Here is a 16,379-nt window from a genome sequence, read left to right on the forward strand (position 1 = left end):
AGCGCACCGGAAGTAACCGCGCTCTCGACTCAGTACGGAGCGCCACAGCTCGGACACATCGGCGGCGCGCCCTCGGGAAGGTCGATACCGCAATGGGGGCACTCCCCGTCCACGTCTGGCGACGTCATCTCGTCGACTGCGTCGTCGGTCGTGCTCCGAACGCCGGCCAGCGACCCAACGCCTTCGACCGGTGACTCCGCTGATTCCCCCTCCGACGCCGCCCGGAGAAATCGGACCCGTTCGGCGACGAACTCGGCCGCTTCGTCGGATTCCGCGTCGAGAACCGAATCCGGTACCCGAACCGCCTCGCCGCTCCCGCGGGCCGACAGTCCGAGCGCCTCGGCGGCGCGGCCCCGGACGAAGGCGTTCTCGTCGGCGAGTCGAGCCGAGAGCGCCGCCCGAGCCTCGGCGAGCGAATCCGGCGCGTCGCAGCCGACGACCGCCACCGCCGTACAGAGGTGGTAGCGAACGAGTTCGTCCCGGTCGTCGAGGTGGTCTGCGAGCGTCGAGACGCGGTGGCGAAGTCGACCGGGGTCGCCGAGCGCAACGCATTCGAGCGCCTTGGCCAGCTTCTGTTTCACCTCGGGTTCGTCGAACGAGAGACCGACGCGGAGGTCCGCGAGCACCTCCGGCGAGGCGACCGCATCGGAGTGTTCGAGCGCGACGTAGCCCAGCGCCTCGGCCGACCGGGCGCGGACGTAGTAGAACTCGTCCTCGTCGGCGAGTCGCTCGGCGAGCGACGGAACGGCGGGAGCGACCGCGTCGGGAGCGGCCTCCGCGACCGCGACGAGCGCTTTCGCGGTCAACAGCCGGGCGGCGCGGTCGTCGTCGGTGAGAAACGGCGTGACAGCGGGGAGGAGCGACCCGAACGCGGTCGGCCGGTCGTCTGCGAGGCGTCGAAGCTCTCGGAGCGCCCGTTTTCGGTCCTCGGTCGACGCCGTTCGGAGCTCCCCGAGCGACCCGCTCACCGCCTCGTAAGCGCGGTTTTCGACTGCTTCGACGAGGCGCTCCAGCGGGGGCGCGTGACGTGTGTCGTCCATCGGTTCGTGCTCCTCGTTAGCGAAGTATCTCCTCGGTACGTCAATAAGTTGGTGGGAGACCGCGTCGTCGACACCGAACAGAACAGACAAAAAGACTACATTTTCGCGGAGCGACGACAGAACCGTGAGCCCGATTACGCTTGCCGCGGCGGCGCTCCTTGGGAGTGTGGCCGCGGCCGCGACGTATCGACACGCGAGACGCCGCGACCGAAACCCGACGAGGTGGAGCGCGGAGGTCGGAGCGACGTTCCTGCTCGCGCCACTTCTCGCGGCCGAAGTGGGACTCGACGCCGTCCGAACAACGCTGGTCGCCACGTCCTCGGCTGGGGTCGTCGAGGCGGTCCCTCCGGTGGCGTTCCACGGCGTGACTATCGCTGTTGGGCTGGTCGCCGGTGCGGCGGCACTCGTCCACTACCGGCGTGCCGCGGTGGCCGGGTAGTCGAGTCGAAGCGACGCGAGGCAACGAACCACGTCGTCCTCGCGGTCACTCCAGCGGGAACCGCGCGACTGCGCCGTCGTCGACGTACGAGGCGAACACCGACGCCGGCTCGACGCGGAGGGAAAGCCGGCTGTGCGATTCGGGTTCGTACGACCACCGCGTCTCGCCCGTCTTCCGGGAAAGCACCTCGAAGCCCCGGTCCCAGACGGCGACGACGCGGGAACCCGTGACGGCGAGCGAGTCCAGCGACGGGAGTCCGGTTACGGTCTGCCACCGCCGCGTGCCGTCGAGGTCGAATCGGTCGATTCGGCCGAGAATCCTGCCGTCGGGGTCGTCGACACGGCTCCCGACGAACACCGCGTCGTCCGTGGCCTCGACCGCCCGAATCTGATAGCCCACGGGGTTCGCCCACCGCTTCTTGCCCGTCTCGCGGTCGAACGCGAGCAGTCCCTGACGGCCGTCCGGTCGGTCGTGGGAGAGATACACCTGCGACCCGAGGACAAGCGTACGTCCCACGTCACCGATGGAAATTCGCCACCGAACACTCCCGTCCGACGGTCCGTAGGCCGTCAGCGTCCCGTCCCACGCGGCGACGACGAGCTGGGAGTCCGCGACGGCCCTCGGGTACCACCGCTGGGTGTCGGTCCGCCACCGGACGCTCCCGTCCGCCGGCGAGAGCGAGACGACGCGCGATTCGGTCTCGCTCACCGGTACGCGAACCACGACCGAGTCGTCGGCGACACCGTCGAGGGAGTACGACGAAACCGCCCGTTCGAAGCGTCGGTCGCCAGTCTGTGGGTCGTATCCGGTGAGCGTGCTCTCGGGGGCGGCGAAGTCGAGTTCGGCGACGAGTGACCCGGTGCGGACGAGTCTCGCTCGATGGGCCGTGCCCTCGTCGCGCCACAGTTCGTCGCCCGAAGAATCGACCGCGTAGAGGTCGCCGTCGGTGCTGTGGACGTGGTACGGGCCGCCGGACGCCGGGGCGACGGGTCGCGTCTCTATCGGGCCGCCGGTCTCGAACCGGACGGCGGTCGACCCGTCCTCGCGCCGCAGGCCGTACAACGCCTTGTCCTGCATCCCGGCGAGGACCAGTCCGTCGGTGACGGCGGGCGGGCCGGCCATGAACGCCCCGTCGATATCGCGTCGCCAGACCGGTCGTGGCCCGCCGAGCCCCGGAATCGAGCTGCAGCCGGCGACGGAGAGCGAGCTGACGGCCGCGAGCGTCCCGAGCACCTCGCGGCGGGTGACGGTTTGCTCCCGGCTTCCGGCCGAACCCGTCCGCTCCGGAGGCTCACTCGGCATCGAGCACCTCCGCGTCGAGGCGAGCGAGTTGCCATTCCTGTCCGACGTAGACGCCGTCGCCCGCGGCGACAACCCAGTTCACCGTGCCGCCGTCGAGGTAGCCCTCGAACCGGTATTCACCGAGGAGAGCGCCGTCGGTCGCGTGGACGTACAGCGCGGTCGGGTCGAACGGGACGGTCCCGCTGTGCCCCCGGACGAGGATGTCCGCCCCCACGACGGTCACCAGTCGGTCGCCGACGCGGGTCGGTCCGCAGGTCACGGGGCCGGCCAGTTCGCGCCGCCACAGTCGGGTTCCCGTCTCGGCGTCGAAGGCGTACAGGAAGTAGTCCGCACCCCCGACGTACACGCGGCCGTCGGAGACGAGCGGCCGGGCGAACACGGTGTTTCGGAGCGACCCACGCCAGCGAACCTCGCCGGTCGCCGCGTCGAGCGCCAGTAGCTCCTCGGTCGCGCTCCCGACGAAGACGGTGTCCCCGGCGACTGCCACCGACGACGGCGACGGACCCACGTCGACGCGCCACGATTCGGCCCCATCCGTGGCGAACCGGCGAAGCGTTCCGTCGAGGACGGGCGCGACGACGCCGGCTTGGGAACCGTCTCCGGCGGGTACGGAGGCGGGCGCGCCGGCGAGCGACGCCGGAAGTTCGGCGCGAAAACGCCGCTCGCCGTCCTCGCGGGACAGCCCGAGCAGTCGGTCTACAACGTCGTTTTCGGTGCCCGAGATGGGGAAGACGACAGTGTCGTCGGCGACGACCGGCGGGTACTGAACGACGCCCGGGTCGGCTCTGTCGACGCCCGTCAGTCCGGTGTCCCACACTCGCTCGCCCGCCTCGTAATCGACCGCCGTGGCTCGCCCCGCCTTCGAGAACAGGTACGCGTGCCGGTCGTCGACGCCGAGGGGTGAGCGGTAGCCCTTCCGGCCGGTCACCGTCCAGCGCTCCTCGCCGGTCTCGGGGTCGAGCGCGGACACCATCGGGTCGGCGTGAAACGGACTTCCAGTCCCGACGAGCAAGGGGCCGGACGACGGGCGCAGGGCGCGGGTCGGAGTTCGCACGCCCGCCGTCCACGCGGTCGGCATCGGGAGCGAGTCCTCGCGGCCCGTGAGGCTCGCACAGCCGGCGAGGCCGGCGGCGAGCGCCGGAATCGTCTTCAGCGCGTCGCGTCGCGAATAGGAGGGCATCAGCGAGGACGTGTGGTCCGGCTGATAATACTCCTGTTGGTTCGGACGGCGGCGGGACCGGTCGCGAGGGCGGGTCTCCGAGCGGGGAGCCACGAAGGTTTTTATCTCGCGCCGAGACGGCGGTCGTATGCTCTCCAGACGCGAGGTACTGGCCGCCGGCGGAGTCGCGCTCGCGGGCGGAGTCGCCGGGTGCGGCGGCTCCCCACCGGCTCCGGACGCGACGTTCGACGCGCCGACGACGGCGTGGCCGACCACCGGCTACGACCCACAGGCGACGGGCCACGCACCGGCCGGCCCGTCCGAGGGAACCGTCTCGTGGAGCGTCTCGCGGGGGAGCCTCGACCCGCCGCTCTACGGCGCGCTCGCCCCGCCGGTCGTCGCCGACGGCACCGTCTACGTCACCGGAGTCGCTACCCACTATTACAGGCCGGACGACTTCGTGAGCCCGCTGGCCGCGATTGACGCCGCGTCCGGGTCGGTCCGCTGGGTCGAAGGCTTCGCGGACGGGCTCGGCGGCGGCCCCGCGGTCGTCGGCGACGACCACGAAACCGTCGTCGTCGGCAGTTACGACGGCACGCTCCACGCCGTCGGTGCCGACGGGTCGAGCGAGTGGACTGCGGACCTCGGCGGCCGGCTGGGAACCCCGACGGCGTACGGGAACAGACTGTACGTCGAAAGCGGGAGCGGCCGCCTGCACGCCGTCGGAAGCGACGGGAGTCGGCTGTGGGCCGCCGACCGGCCGGGGGCGCTCGAACTCCTCGTCGGCCCGGACGAGCCGGTCGAGACGACGATGCCCGTCGCCGACGACCGCGGCGTCTACGCCGCCTTCACGCCGTTCGAGCGGGAGCGCGAGGCGGTCGTCGTCCTCGGCTACGACCACGGCGGCGGGCGGCGCTGGCGGACGGTGCTCGACGGTCGGTACGGCCGGTCGCCCAACGGCCTCGCCGTCACCGACGACGCGCTGTACGCGACCGTCGGCGGAACCGTCTACGCGCTCGCCCCCGACACCGGCAAGGAGCGCTGGCGGTTCGTGACCGGCTCGGAGGCCGCCGGCCCGCCGACGGTCGACGGCGAGCGAGTCTACGTCGGCGCGAAGAACCTCTACGCGCTCTCCCGGACCGATGGCGTCGAGCGCTGGCGCGTGGTGAACGAAGCGCCGCCGAGCCACGACCGCGACCCGACGACCCTCCCGTATCTCGCTCGCCCGCCCGTCGCCGACGGGCGAGTCTACCTCCGAACCGGAGCCGTCGACGCCGCCGACGGGACGCGGCTGTGGGGCGGCGACGCCGACGAGTGGCTCCAGTCGGGGAACTACTTCGCCGAACCGTACTACAGGCGGCCGATGGCGTCGCCGGTCATCACCGAGGAGGCGATGTATCTGACCCACGCGCACCACGGGGTGGTGAAGGTCGCATGACCGACACCGGCCAGCGACCGACTCGGCGGCGACTCTTGGCGAGTCTCGGAAGCGCCGCCGTCGGCGCGGCGGGCTGTCTCGGAACGCGGTCGGAGCACAACCCGACGAGCGGGGAGTGTCCCGAGTACGACCCCGTCGAGCCGGCGACCGCGGACTGGCGCGGCGTGATGGGTCCGACGACGAACACCGGGGCCGTCGCGTCCGAGGCTGTCCCCGAAGGTGACCTCACTGTCGATTGGACGGTGCCCGTGGAGACCCACGTGGGCCACCACGTCCCGGTTGTCGCCGACGGCACCGTCTACGTCCACGACATGGACGACGAACTCTCCGCGGTCGACGCCGACACGGGCGAGCGAGTGTGGACCAGACCGCTCACCGACCCCGAACCCGCGCCCGCAGTCGGCGACGGAACGCTCGTCGTCGTGACCCGCGAGGAGACCCACGCCTTCGACGCGGCGACGGGTGACCGACGCTGGAAACGGGAGGGACTCGGCGGCGGCATCTTCGGTGCGAGCCCCATCGTCGCGGGCGACACCGTCTACGTCCAAGCGGGGGTCGCGACTCACGCGCTGTCACGTTCGACCGGCGAGACCCGCTGGCGGGCCGCGACCGGGTTCCCCTCCGACTCGACGCCTGCCGTCGCCGACGACACCGTCTACACCGCCGGCGACGACACCTACGTCCGGGCACTGGCGGCGGCCGATGGGACGGAGCGCTGGCGTGCGAAGACGAGCGCCCGAATCGCGTGCAACGTCTCGGTGGTCGAGGGGACCGTCCTCGTCGGGACCGGTGCCGGGAGCGTGCTCGGACTCGACGCCGAGACGGGTGAGGAGCGCTGGCGCTATCGACTCGAACCGCAGCGAGCGGGCGGCGAGAGTCGACCGAGGCAGCCCGAGACCATCGCGACCGACGGTAGCCGGGTGTACGTCGCGACCGACGACCGGTTGGTCACGCTCGCGTTGGCCGACGGGACCCGCTGCTGGGACAACCGAAACTACGCCGGAAGCTACGCGAGCGGCATCGCCGTCGGCGCGGGGAACGTGTTCGTCCCGACGCACGACGACAGCGGGGGAGCGGTAACCGTCCTCGACGCCCCCACCGGAAACACGCGACAAGAGCTGGCCGCGGGCAAACGCCAGCGCTTCGACATCGGTCCGAGCATCGCCGAAGGCGGCGTCTACTTCGCCGGCCGGAGCGCCGTCGTCCGACTCAGTTAGGGCGGTCTTCGGGTGTGACCGACCCGAGTGGTTCGTCGAGTTCGTCAGTTCCGGCTCGTCAGTTCCGGTTCGTCGACCCGTCAGTTCGGAAGCGGCGGCCACGTCGTCGCCACCGTCTCGGCGATGAGCCGGGTCTGCGCCCGTCGGAGTCGCTCGGAGGTCGAAGAAGCGGCGATGCCGAGTTCGTCGGCGACCTCCCGCAGGGTTGCCCCGCGGGGGATGTCGAAGTAGCCAAGTTCGTACGCCGTCCGGAGCGCCTCGTCCTGTCGGTCGGTGAGCCCCTCCCCCGGTGGTTCGGGGTCGCCGTCGCGGGCGAGGCGCCGGAGTCCGAAGCCGGCGTTCCGCCGCCAGAACGATGCGAATCGCCCGAACGCGTCGCGGTCCGCGAACCAGCCGGTCTGCCGCCAACCACCCGGTTGGGCCTCGATGCGCTCGATGATGGCGTCGGCGGTGGCGAGGGCCTCCAGTCCGGCGAGGTCGTCGAGGCTGTCCCCGAGCTGTTCTTCGAAGCTCAGCGCCGGGACGGCCTGATACCGGCGGGTCTCGCCCGACTCGCCGATTCGTGTCCAGTCGGCCACGTCGACGGCGTCGTCCATAGCGGTTTCGAGTGCCCGGTGTGCCCCGCCGGTGGCCGTCACGATGAACATCGGCCGCTCGCCGTGATTGTACTGGAGTTCCAACGCGAGCGTCGCCTCCGGAACCGCCGCCGCGACCCCGGTCAGCGGGAGCGCGTCGCAGTCGATGTCGAACTCGGCGATGAGACCCATACGTCCGCCGTCTCGGCGGTCGGTCATGGGCGTGTCGAAGCGGCCGAGACGGTCGCCCGCCCTCGGAGGCCACTTAAACGACCGCACGCCTGAGAGTGCGACTTAGCTGCCGCCGGCGACAAGCGAGGCCGCGATGCAACCGATTCGATTCGAACGCGGAACAGAACTGTCCGACGAACGATTCGGGAGCGGCGCGCCGCTTCTGTGCTGCCACGGCGGGATGGCACCGCCGGCGTACTGGGACGCGGTCGTCCCGCACCTCGACGGCTACGAGGTCGTCGTCCCGGAGCGACCCGGCTTCGGTACCTGCCTGGACGACGCCGAGACGACGCCCGCCGAGGCGGTGCTGGAGCGCGAGGTCGAGTACGTCCGGGAAGTCGTCGACGAGATTCGCGAGGCGACCGGACGCGACCCGGCGCTGTTCGGTCACTCCTACGGCGCGCTCACGGCTCTCGAAGCGGCGACCGACGCGCGGGTGGCCGCCGTCGCCGCCTACGAGCCGGCGGTGCTCCCGGAGGCGTACCGGAGAGAGGCGGACCTCTCGGAGCGCATGGCCGCGCTCGTCGAGGCGGGAGAGCGGCGCGAGGCGGTCAAACGCTACGTCGAGCAGGTACTCCACCCCGACGGCATCGACGACCTCGACGCGTGGCTCGACGAGTGGCCCGTCTGGCCCGACTGCGTGGCCCTCGCCGAGGAGGTCGCCCGGATGAACCGCGCCGTCGAACGCTACCGGCTTCCGGCCCGCTTGGACGTTGACGCACCCACCGTGGTCATGGCCGGCACCGGGGGCCCGGACTTCCTCCGCGAGAGCGCCCGAAACGTCCACGACGCTCTGCCGACCAGCCGGTTCGTCGAGTTCGACGCGCTCGGCCACGGCGGCCCCGGTGACGACCCCAAACGGGTCGCGGCCGCGGTCGATTCGTTCCTCCGAGACAGGGGCAGTCACGCGTGAAAACATCGATTACACGGGTACAGGTGTAATCACAGTCTCGGCGATACGAGCCGTCTCGCGTTCGTTCGCGACCGAATCTCGGGTCTGAGACCGGACGCGCGAGACGACCTGTCAACCCAACATTCTTTGCTCGGTGCGGAGACGTGGTCGGTATGGCAGCCCTCCAATCCATCGGCACAGCCGCCGGGTCCCTCAGACGGAACCCGATACTGTTCGTCGTCGCCGCGGCGTTCAGCCTCGTCCAACTCCCGTCGCTGTTCGCGCAGACGGTCAGCCCGCTCATCGGAAGCATCGTCTCGCTGGGATTCAGCGGCCTCACCGTGTTCGTCGTCCCGTTCTTCCTCGGTGGCGTCCTCGGCATGGCCAACGAGGCCATCGACGGTCACACCTCGCTCGGGACGCTCGTCAACGAGGGGAAGTCGCACTACGTCTCGCTGCTCGCGGTCTACTTCAGCCTGCTCGCGGTCAACCTCGTGTTGGCATTCATCGGCGTCTTCGCAACGCTGTTCTTTGGCCTCCTCGTCATCGGGAGTGGCAGCCAACCGGGGACCGCCACGCTCGCGATTCTGGGCGTCATCGTCCTCGCCGTGACTCTCACCTACCTCGCCGTGGTGTTCGTCTCGCAGTTCTTCGGTCACGCCATCGTTATCGACGACCTCGGCGCGGTCGACGGCGTCAAGCGCAGCATCTCATGCGTCAGGAACAACCTCGTGTCGGTCTTCGGCTACTCGGTCATCGTCGGACTCGGGGGCCTTCTGGCCGGCGTGGTCGGCGGCGTGGCCTCGCTCCTACTCACCCCGTCGCTCCAGCATCAGGGGGCCGCAGTGGCAGGGTCGGAACCCGGCGCGACCGCCGCGTCGGCGTTTTCGGGACTCCCGACCGTCGGCGTCGTCGGCATGGTCGCCATCGCGGTCGGACTCGTGCTCGTCAGTGGTCTCGTCGGCGGTTTCTTCGCCGCCTACTCGACCGCGTTCTACCGGTCGATTCGACCGGCGAACTCCGAGGGAGTAAACGCCTGACGACGCTGCGAACCGCCGCCATTTCTGTCGGTCGTGTATCAATTCGCAACCGTTAGGCGTCCGGGGGGCGAAACGCGGGCCGTCCCATGCCCTCCACCAACGCGGACGTCGCCGTCGAAGCGACTGACCTCAGGAAGTCCTACGGCTCCGAGGTCGCGCTCGACGGCGTTTCGCTGTCGATTCCGAGCGGAACGGTGTACGGATTCCTCGGGCCGAACGGCGCGGGGAAGACGACGACGATGCGCATCCTGACGGGGCTCTCACAGCCCACCTCGGGGTCGGTCCGCATCTGCGGGCTCGACGTGAGCGACCGCAGGAAACTCGCGCCGCACGTCGGCTACCTCCCGGAGACGCCGCCGCTGTACGACGAGTTCAGCGCCCGCGAGCAGCTCGATTACGTCGCCGATCTCCGCGACATCCCGTCGGAGACCGCCGAGGCGCGCATCGACGACCTGCTCGACCGGTTCGGCCTCGTCGGCGACGCGAACAAGCGCATCGGCACGTACTCGAAGGGGATGAAACAGAAGACCGCGTTCATCCAGAGCGTGCTCCACGAGCCGGACGTGCTGTTTCTCGACGAGCCGACCTCCGGGCTCGACCCCCGCGCGGCGAGACAGATTCGGACCTCCATCGGCGACGTGGCCGACTCGGGGGCGACGGTCTTCCTCTCGACGCACATCCTCCCCGTGGTCGAGGCCGTCGCCGACGAGGTCGGCGTCCTGTTCGACGGCCGCGTCGTCGCCGAAGGGACGCCCGACGAGGTGAAATCGCGCGCCCAGACGGGCGGCGAGGGCTCGCTCGAAGACGCGTTCCTCGCGGTCACGAGCGACGAGACGCAACTGTCGGGTGTCGCCGACGAATGAGCCTCCGACGAGACGTTCGCCACGGCCTGCGAATCGGGCGCGCCGAGTTCGTGCGAAGCCTCCGAGGGTACGCCTCCGAGACGCGCCGAATCATCGGTCTTCTGTTGCTCTTGCTGTTCTTCGGCGGCAGCCTCCTGTTTTCGCTCCCGGCCGTCTACGTCGTCGGCCGGGGCGCGCAGTCCGTGACCGAGATTCCCTTCTTCGACCTCGTCGCCACCGCGATACCGGTGGGGCTCGCGCTCCTCGCGACGTTCCGAACGCTCGAACGCATCGGCCGCGTCGAAAACGAGTCGCTCGTGCTCACGACAGTCCATCCGCAGGCAGTCGTTATCGGGCTCATTACCGCCGAAATCGCTCGAATTGGACTCTGGTTCGGGCTCCCGCTCGCGGTCGTCGCCGCGACGTTCACGGCCGGCCTCGGCGCGCCGTCGCTGTTGTTCACGACGGCCGTCGTCGTGGCCCCGCTGGCGTGCTGTACGACCGTCTGGGGCTACGCGGCCGGCGTCGCCGTACTCCGCGCGTTCAAGCGCCTGCCCGGCGTCCGGCGCACGCTCAAGGTCGTCGGCTTCGTCGCGATGGTTGGACTCGTCCTCGTCTCGCAGTCGTTCGGTCGGTTGCTGGCCGAGGGGTCGCTCCCGCTCGAGTGGCTGGCGGCGACGCTGACGTTCGGCCCGCTCGCAGACTACCTCGCGCTCGCATTCGTCGGGACCCCGCTCGCCCGACCGTTCTCGGCGGCCGCCGTCGTCACCTTCGCGGCCATCGTCGCGCTCACGCCCGTCGGCCTCGTCGTCGCCACCCGACAGGCGAGCGCCCTCTGGTTCACCGACCGCGCGACCGGGGGCGACCGGGGTTCGTCGGCGGCGAGCGCGGAGGCGAACGGCTCGCCCGGCGGCTTCTCGACGCCGAAACCGCTGGCGGCGACGAGCGGCGGCCACGTCGCGTGGGGCCTGCTCGTCCGCGGCGTCCGCCACCCCCAGAAGTTCACGCACCTCGTGATGCTGGCGTTCTTCCTCGGCCCGCTCGGCACGACCATCGTCCAGTCCTCCGCCGACGGCCTCGGCCCGCTGCTCGCCGCGAGCGGGGCCGGCCTCGGCACTTACCTCGCGGGCGCGACGTTCGGTCTCAACCCCATCGGCGACGACCGCCCGCAGTTCCCGATGTTGCTGTTGACTCCGACTGCGCCGCGGGAACTGGTTCGCGGTCGCGTGCTCGCCGGCGTGATTCTCGGCGTGCCGGTCGCCGCGGCGCTCCCGCTGGCGACCGTCGCCCTCGGCACATCGCCGCTGTCAGCGGTCGGCTTCGCGCTCGTCGGCGTGTTCATGTGCGTCGCCGCCGCGGCCTTCTCGGTCGGCATCGGCGCGGCGTACCCGATATACGAGGAACGCGAGTTCTGGGGCGCGACGACCGTCGTCCCCTCGACGCTCGTGTTGATGGCGTTCATGTTCGTCGTCGGCCCCGGCACCGTCATCGGCCTCGTCGCCACGTGGTTCGGCGTCACCGGGCACCTCTCCGCGACGCCGCTTCTCGCCGCCGGACTCGGGCTGTACCTCCTCGTAACCGTCGGCGTCTCCTGCGGGTCGTACCGGTACGCGGTTCGACGGTACCGGACGTACACGTTCGAGTGACGACGAGCGCGTCGTGGGGACGCGAAACTCGGCGTCGGCACCCGCGACGACGGCCCGCTGGCCTCAGTCCGCTACGCGGAACACGCCGGGGTTCCTTCCCGTCCCGGCGAAGTAGAGTTCCGACCCGCGGACCGACAGACCGCCGGTGGGTCGGGCGTCGAGCGCCGTCACCCACAGTTCGTCGCCGGACGCCGCCGAGACGGCGTAGAGTCGGTCGTCGCTCGCCACGAAGCGAGTATCGCCGGCGACGACCGGCGGCCGGGCGAACGTGTCGGCGTCGAGCGACAGCGTCCACTTCGTCGCGCCGTCGGCGGCGTCGAACGCGGCGAGGCTCCCCCGCGAGGACTGGACGTGGACCGTGTCGCCCGCGACGGCGGTCTGCGGGCTTCCGTTCTCCGGGAGCGGAACCGACGCCCGCCACTGCGTCGACCCGTCTTCGAGAGCGAGGGCGAACACGTTCCCGCGGTGGGCGTTGTAGTAGAGGTGAGAGTCGCCTATCGCGAGCGGGACGCCGGTCTGCGGGAGGTCCTCGCGCCGCCACCGCTCCTCGCCGGTCGCGGCGTCGAGTGCGGCGACGCCGGTCTGCTCGTGGTCGGCACCAACGGTCGTGTAGACGACGCCCTCGCCAGCGGCGAGAACGGTAGACACCTCACCCGGGTCGTACGTCCACCGCTCCTCTCCGGTCGCAGGGTCGCGCCCGAAGACGGGCGCGCTCCCACCATCGACGAGCGTCCCCGCGGCGAGTATCGGCGCGTTCGCGGAGGTCCCGTACCCGCCCTCGCTCGTCCGCCAGCACCGCTCGCCGGTCCGGGCGTCGTAGGCCGCGACGAACTCCGCGGTCGAGACGAACATCGCGTCGCCGGCGAGCGTGGGCGTGGACTTGCCGTACGCGTAGTCGACAGTCCACGCGTCGTCGGAGTCGGCGGGAGCGGCCTCCGAATCGAGGTCGAGCGCGCGGTAGACGCCGTCCTCGCCGTCCCCGTCGCTGTAGCCGAGCACGCCGCGCCCGCCGGCGAGCGCGACCGAGGTGGCGAGCGCCGCGTTGCCGGACGCGATTCGCTCGACGCTCGCGTCGGCCGACGGACCGGAGTCGGTGGTGTGGCCGGTATTGGCGAAATCGCGCTGGTACGTCGGCCACGCACCAGTCACGTCGCCGACCGGCGCGTCACGTCGGTAGTTGCGCTCGACATCGAGGGCACCGATTGCGCGGGCGACACAGCCTGAGAGCGACGCGAGGGCGGTCGCGCCGCCGGCCGCGAGGACGGCTCTGCGCGTGTGCATGTTGGAGGACATACATGTCTGTGTCCCGTCGCTACTGTACTAACAGTTGCCCTTGGAGCGACAGGGATAGGCGGTGGCGTCGGGGGCGGTGACGGCGGGAGTCGCGACTCGTCCTACCGATTCTCGACGAGTGCGTCGACCGGGTTGTCGAGGGCGAAGTCGACGTTCTCGGACGGGTCGTCGGTCCGGGCTTCGAGGTCCGAGACGACCGACTCGGCGCGGTGGCGGAACGCGCGGAGCGTCTGTCTGCCCTCCTCCGTGAGTTCGAGGTAGCGGCGGGTTCCGCGCTGGGTGACGGTGACGTAGCCCTGATGTTCGAGCGTCGCGGTGACGCGGTTGTCGAGGACGTTGTAGTCGCCGGTGACGGGTTCGTAGTCGGCCGCCTCGCCGTCGACGCGGCCGCGCATGAACTGGAGGCCGTAGCGGGCCGCCTCGGTGATGAGCGTCTTCTTCTTCGCGTGTTTGGCGTCGGTGTCGTGGGCCTCGATGATGGCGAGCGCGGCGACCTGGTCGGGAGAGGGCGAGTCGATTTGGTAGGTCGTCAGGAGCGACGCCTGCGCGAAGCCCTCGGTGACCGGCGCGTCGAGGCCGTGCGGCCGGACCTCCGGGTCGACGACGTACGGTTCGGCGTCGGTGCGTTCGTCCATGCAGGCCATCGTCGCGCCGACCGCCGCGCGTTTGGTGCCGGCGGTGACGTTGACGCGGACGAAGTCGTCGGGGTGCCAATCGGCGATTGTCGTAATCGCGCCCATCACCTCGTACATGTCGAAGAGGTCGAGGTACTCGACGTCGGGCGGGGTGCCGACCACGTCGGCGATGCGGTCGACGACCGCATCGTGGTAGGTCGGGCGCTCGACCGCGGGGTCCTCGTGTTCGAGGAGGTAGACCTTGTCCGGCCGGTCGTCCTCGATGGGGCCGACGATGCGGTCGTGTTCGCGCCACAGGGGGACGATGTGAACGCGGAGGTGTCGTTTCATCTGTCACTCTCGGCCACGACCCCCCGCGTCGAAAGTCATTCGGTTGGGAGATTCACCCGTAAGTGAACGATAGAGCGCCCATAAACGCCGAATGGCGAACAATACACGCTATTCATGCTACTCACGTAACTTACGGTAGTTACTGGGGAACCGCCAATATGGGTTGTCGACTACGAATAGTTGCCGCCGGCCGCGCTCCAACGGACCGGCGGTTGCGACCCGCCGACGGCGGCGCGACCACCGGTCCCCGGTCGCGTCCCCGCGGCGGACCCCGCGTCGGCGGACGACCCCCCGAAACCCTCGTTCGGTGCGCTCGGGGCGTCGGCCAGTCCGCCGACCACGCGCCCTCCAGCCCCCTCGCTTCGGCCCTCCACCGCCGGCCGACGCCCCGACAGCACCGTCTTTTTCTCCGAACCTCACTCGTCGCCCGACGAGCGCGGCGCTCTCGACCCGCGGCGGGCGCACAAAAAACGACCGAGTGTCCGCACCGCGATTCACGCGGGTCAGGCCGGTTCAGTTCGGTCCGGCCCGGTTCAGATGTCGAACACGTCGAGACCGGTCCGCTCGTCGAGGTGGTGGGTCAGCGGCGTCTCGCCGAGGTGGATGACGACCTCGAACGTCCCGGAGACGCGCGCGCCGGAACAGTGGCCGCCGAGCGTCTCGAAGTCGCGCGTGCCGACCTGAATGTGCGTGTGAATCTTGTCGGGGCCGATGTTGCCGAGGAAGCTCGTCACCTCGAACTGGCCCGTGAACTCCTCTTCGAGGTACTCCTGGTCGCCCACGTCGTAGTGGCCGAGCGTGACGGAGTCGACCGCGCCGATACCCGTGAGAAAGCCGTGTTCGATGTCGAACTCGTCGCGCACCGTCGCGAGCGAGTCGAGGACCTGTTCGCCGGGGTCTAGCCTGACGACGACCGTGTCGTCTTCTTTGACGTAGTCCATGGTTGTGCCCGAGCGTCCGGTACAGGGCCGGCGGCGTAATATGTTTTGAAAGGCTCAACGTTGCGGGACGAACGGGGTTCCAAATTGTTAGACGCCTGGATAATCACAAGAATAGTCGGTTCAGACGAATGTTAGTCGAGTCTCGTTCTCGACTCCCGCCCGCCCACTTTCACACCAAATCGATGACCGCGGCCCCCTTCCTATTCGCCAGTATCCCCAGATTACCGGCCCGTAATAGACGGTCTCGCTCTCGAATAGACAGATTCGGTCGGCGGAGTGGTCGTCGAAATCGCGGATGACCACGGACACGACAACCAATCCGACCGCGCTCGTCCGGTCGTCGTCTCGGACGCACAGAAAGTGGGGAGAATCCGTCACAGAGGCGAAATAACGCGTTTTCTCGCGGGGCAGCGTTATCGCGACCGACGGGCGAGGCGTGTCGAACCGACGGAGAGACCGACCGACGGCGAATCGCTCGAAGGTATTCGGACGAGCGACGTTAATTCTGTTATTTTATATATATATTTGTTTTTGTCATATTTGACCACCAACTCGGTTCGGCCCGGTGCAACTCGGCACTGTCCGTGACCGCGGTCGGCCGGCGCGTCACCGGAGCATCGACCCGCCGTCGACCGTCAGCACCGTGCCCGTCACGTAGCCCGCGCCGTCGCAGAGGAACGCGACCACGTCGGCGACCTCCTCGGGCGTCCCGATGCGTTCGAGCGGGAGATCGGCGGCGTACTCGGCGAGCGCCTCTTCGGTCCAGAGGTTCGACTCGGTGAGAAGCGGCGTCTCGACGAGCCCCGGCGCGACGCAGTTGACGCGCACCTCGGGGCCGAGCTGTTTCGCCAGCCCCTTCGTGAGCCCGAAGACGCCCGCCTTCGACGAGGAGTAGTGGACGCCGCCGGTCGCGCTTCCGCGGAGGCCAGCGACGCTCGACACGTTGACGATGGCGCCCTCGCCGCGCTCGACCATGGCCGGCGCGACGGCGCGGGCGACGACGTACTGCCCCTTGAGATTCACGTCGAGGACGCGGTCCCACTCGTCTGGGCCGAGGTCCGCGAGAGAGACGGCCCGCGAGATGCCCGCGTTGTTCACGAGCGCCGCCACGTCGGCAACCGATTCGACCGCCGCCACGGCGTCCGCGACCGCGTCGGGGTCGCGAACGTCGACCGCGAACTCGTGGACGCGCTCGTCGCCCCAGTCCGTCTCGCCGGCCTCGATATCGAAGCAAGCGACGTAGTCGTACTCCGCTCGGAGTCGCTCGACGACCGCCCGACCGATACCGCTGGACGCGCCGGTCACGACTGCCGCGCGCTGATTGTCCGTCATGTGGTTCGGGAGGACGCGAACCGTAGT

General features: G+C 69.8%; 16 protein-coding genes. 7 read left to right on the forward strand and 9 right to left on the reverse strand.

Features of this window, described 5'->3' with window-relative positions; genetic code table 11:
* Positions 1–29: 29 nt before the first annotated feature.
* Positions 30–1,040, reverse strand: coding sequence for a HEAT repeat domain-containing protein (locus tag C457_RS17970; RefSeq protein WP_008096894.1), 1,011 nt, complete (start codon positions 1,038–1,040; stop codon positions 30–32).
* A gap of 124 nt (positions 1,041–1,164) precedes the next feature.
* Between C457_RS17970 and C457_RS17975 the strand changes: the two genes are divergently transcribed.
* Entirely contained in the window at positions 1,165–1,479 is a 315-nt protein-coding gene (locus C457_RS17975; protein ID WP_233514284.1) for a hypothetical protein, read from the forward strand.
* 45 nt (positions 1,480–1,524) lie between these two features.
* On the opposite strand, the gene C457_RS17980 is transcribed toward C457_RS17975, so the two are convergent.
* Together C457_RS17980 and C457_RS17985 are read right to left on the reverse strand one after the other, a co-directional pair.
* Entirely contained in the window at positions 1,525–2,781 is a 1,257-nt protein-coding gene (locus tag C457_RS17980) for an outer membrane protein assembly factor BamB family protein (protein WP_008096896.1), read from the reverse strand.
* Positions 2,771–3,961 (reverse strand): PQQ-binding-like beta-propeller repeat protein, encoded by a 1,191-nt coding sequence (locus C457_RS17985; protein ID WP_008096897.1) that lies wholly within the window; start codon positions 3,959–3,961, stop codon positions 2,771–2,773. Before C457_RS17985 ends, C457_RS17980 begins: the two co-directional genes overlap by 11 nt.
* 127 nt (positions 3,962–4,088) lie before the next feature.
* Between C457_RS17985 and C457_RS17990 the strand changes: the two genes are divergently transcribed.
* On the forward strand, positions 4,089–5,378 hold the full coding sequence (locus C457_RS17990; protein ID WP_008096898.1) for an outer membrane protein assembly factor BamB family protein: 1,290 nt from the start codon (positions 4,089–4,091) through the stop codon (positions 5,376–5,378).
* On the forward strand, positions 5,375–6,595 hold the full coding sequence (locus tag C457_RS17995) for an outer membrane protein assembly factor BamB family protein (protein ID WP_008096899.1): 1,221 nt from the start codon (positions 5,375–5,377) through the stop codon (positions 6,593–6,595). The genes C457_RS17990 and C457_RS17995 overlap by 4 nt, the downstream gene beginning before the upstream one ends.
* An 80-nt stretch (positions 6,596–6,675) precedes the next feature.
* On the opposite strand, the gene C457_RS18000 is transcribed toward C457_RS17995, so the two are convergent.
* On the reverse strand, positions 6,676–7,362 hold the full coding sequence (locus C457_RS18000; RefSeq protein WP_049913720.1) for a helix-turn-helix domain-containing protein: 687 nt from the start codon (positions 7,360–7,362) through the stop codon (positions 6,676–6,678).
* A gap of 133 nt (positions 7,363–7,495) precedes the next feature.
* On the opposite strand from C457_RS18000, the gene C457_RS18005 reads away from it, so the two are divergent.
* The 4 genes from C457_RS18005 (at position 7,496) to C457_RS18020 (ending at position 11,821) form a co-directional block, all read left to right on the forward strand.
* Positions 7,496–8,314: an alpha/beta fold hydrolase gene (locus C457_RS18005; RefSeq protein ID WP_008096901.1), complete on the forward strand. Its 819-nt coding sequence runs from the start codon at positions 7,496–7,498 to the stop codon at positions 8,312–8,314.
* A 152-nt stretch (positions 8,315–8,466) separates the two neighbouring features.
* The gene (locus C457_RS18010; protein ID WP_008096903.1) at positions 8,467–9,333 is read left to right on the forward strand and encodes a DUF7847 domain-containing protein; all 867 of its coding nucleotides are present in this window, start codon (positions 8,467–8,469) and stop codon (positions 9,331–9,333) included.
* 86 nt (positions 9,334–9,419) lie between these two features.
* Positions 9,420–10,196 (forward strand): ABC transporter ATP-binding protein, encoded by a 777-nt coding sequence (locus tag C457_RS18015; RefSeq protein ID WP_008096905.1) that lies wholly within the window; start codon positions 9,420–9,422, stop codon positions 10,194–10,196.
* Positions 10,193–11,821 carry a hypothetical protein gene (locus C457_RS18020; protein ID WP_008096907.1) on the forward strand — a complete coding sequence of 543 codons (1,629 nt, stop codon included), beginning with the start codon at positions 10,193–10,195 and terminating at the stop codon, positions 11,819–11,821. The genes C457_RS18015 and C457_RS18020 overlap by 4 nt, the downstream gene beginning before the upstream one ends.
* Positions 11,822–11,884: 63 nt before the next feature.
* Here C457_RS18020 and C457_RS18025 read toward each other — a convergent pair whose 3' ends face one another.
* The 5 genes from C457_RS18025 to C457_RS18040 all read right to left on the reverse strand — a co-directional run bounded on the left by C457_RS18025 (position 11,885) and on the right by C457_RS18040 (position 16,352).
* Complete coding sequence (locus C457_RS18025; protein ID WP_008096909.1) at positions 11,885–13,114, reverse strand: outer membrane protein assembly factor BamB family protein; 1,230 nt, start codon at positions 13,112–13,114, stop codon at positions 11,885–11,887.
* 101 nt (positions 13,115–13,215) lie between these two features.
* Positions 13,216–14,079 carry an HFX_2341 family transcriptional regulator domain-containing protein gene (locus C457_RS18030; RefSeq protein ID WP_008096910.1) on the reverse strand — a complete coding sequence of 288 codons (864 nt, stop codon included), beginning with the start codon at positions 14,077–14,079 and terminating at the stop codon, positions 13,216–13,218.
* Positions 14,080–14,249: 170 nt separating this feature from the next.
* Positions 14,250–14,453 carry a hypothetical protein gene (locus tag C457_RS20270; protein ID WP_147374888.1) on the reverse strand — a complete coding sequence of 68 codons (204 nt, stop codon included), beginning with the start codon at positions 14,451–14,453 and terminating at the stop codon, positions 14,250–14,252.
* Between the two features lie 159 nt (positions 14,454–14,612).
* Positions 14,613–15,020: a PPC domain-containing DNA-binding protein gene (locus C457_RS18035; RefSeq protein ID WP_004971991.1), complete on the reverse strand. Its 408-nt coding sequence runs from the start codon at positions 15,018–15,020 to the stop codon at positions 14,613–14,615.
* A 606-nt stretch (positions 15,021–15,626) separates the two neighbouring features.
* On the reverse strand, positions 15,627–16,352 hold the full coding sequence (locus C457_RS18040) for an SDR family NAD(P)-dependent oxidoreductase (RefSeq protein ID WP_008096918.1): 726 nt from the start codon (positions 16,350–16,352) through the stop codon (positions 15,627–15,629).
* Positions 16,353–16,379: the final 27 nt, after the last annotated feature.

The sequence above is a fragment of the Haloferax prahovense DSM 18310 genome, assembly GCF_000336815.1.
Lineage (GTDB): Archaea > Halobacteriota > Halobacteria > Halobacteriales > Haloferacaceae > Haloferax > Haloferax prahovense.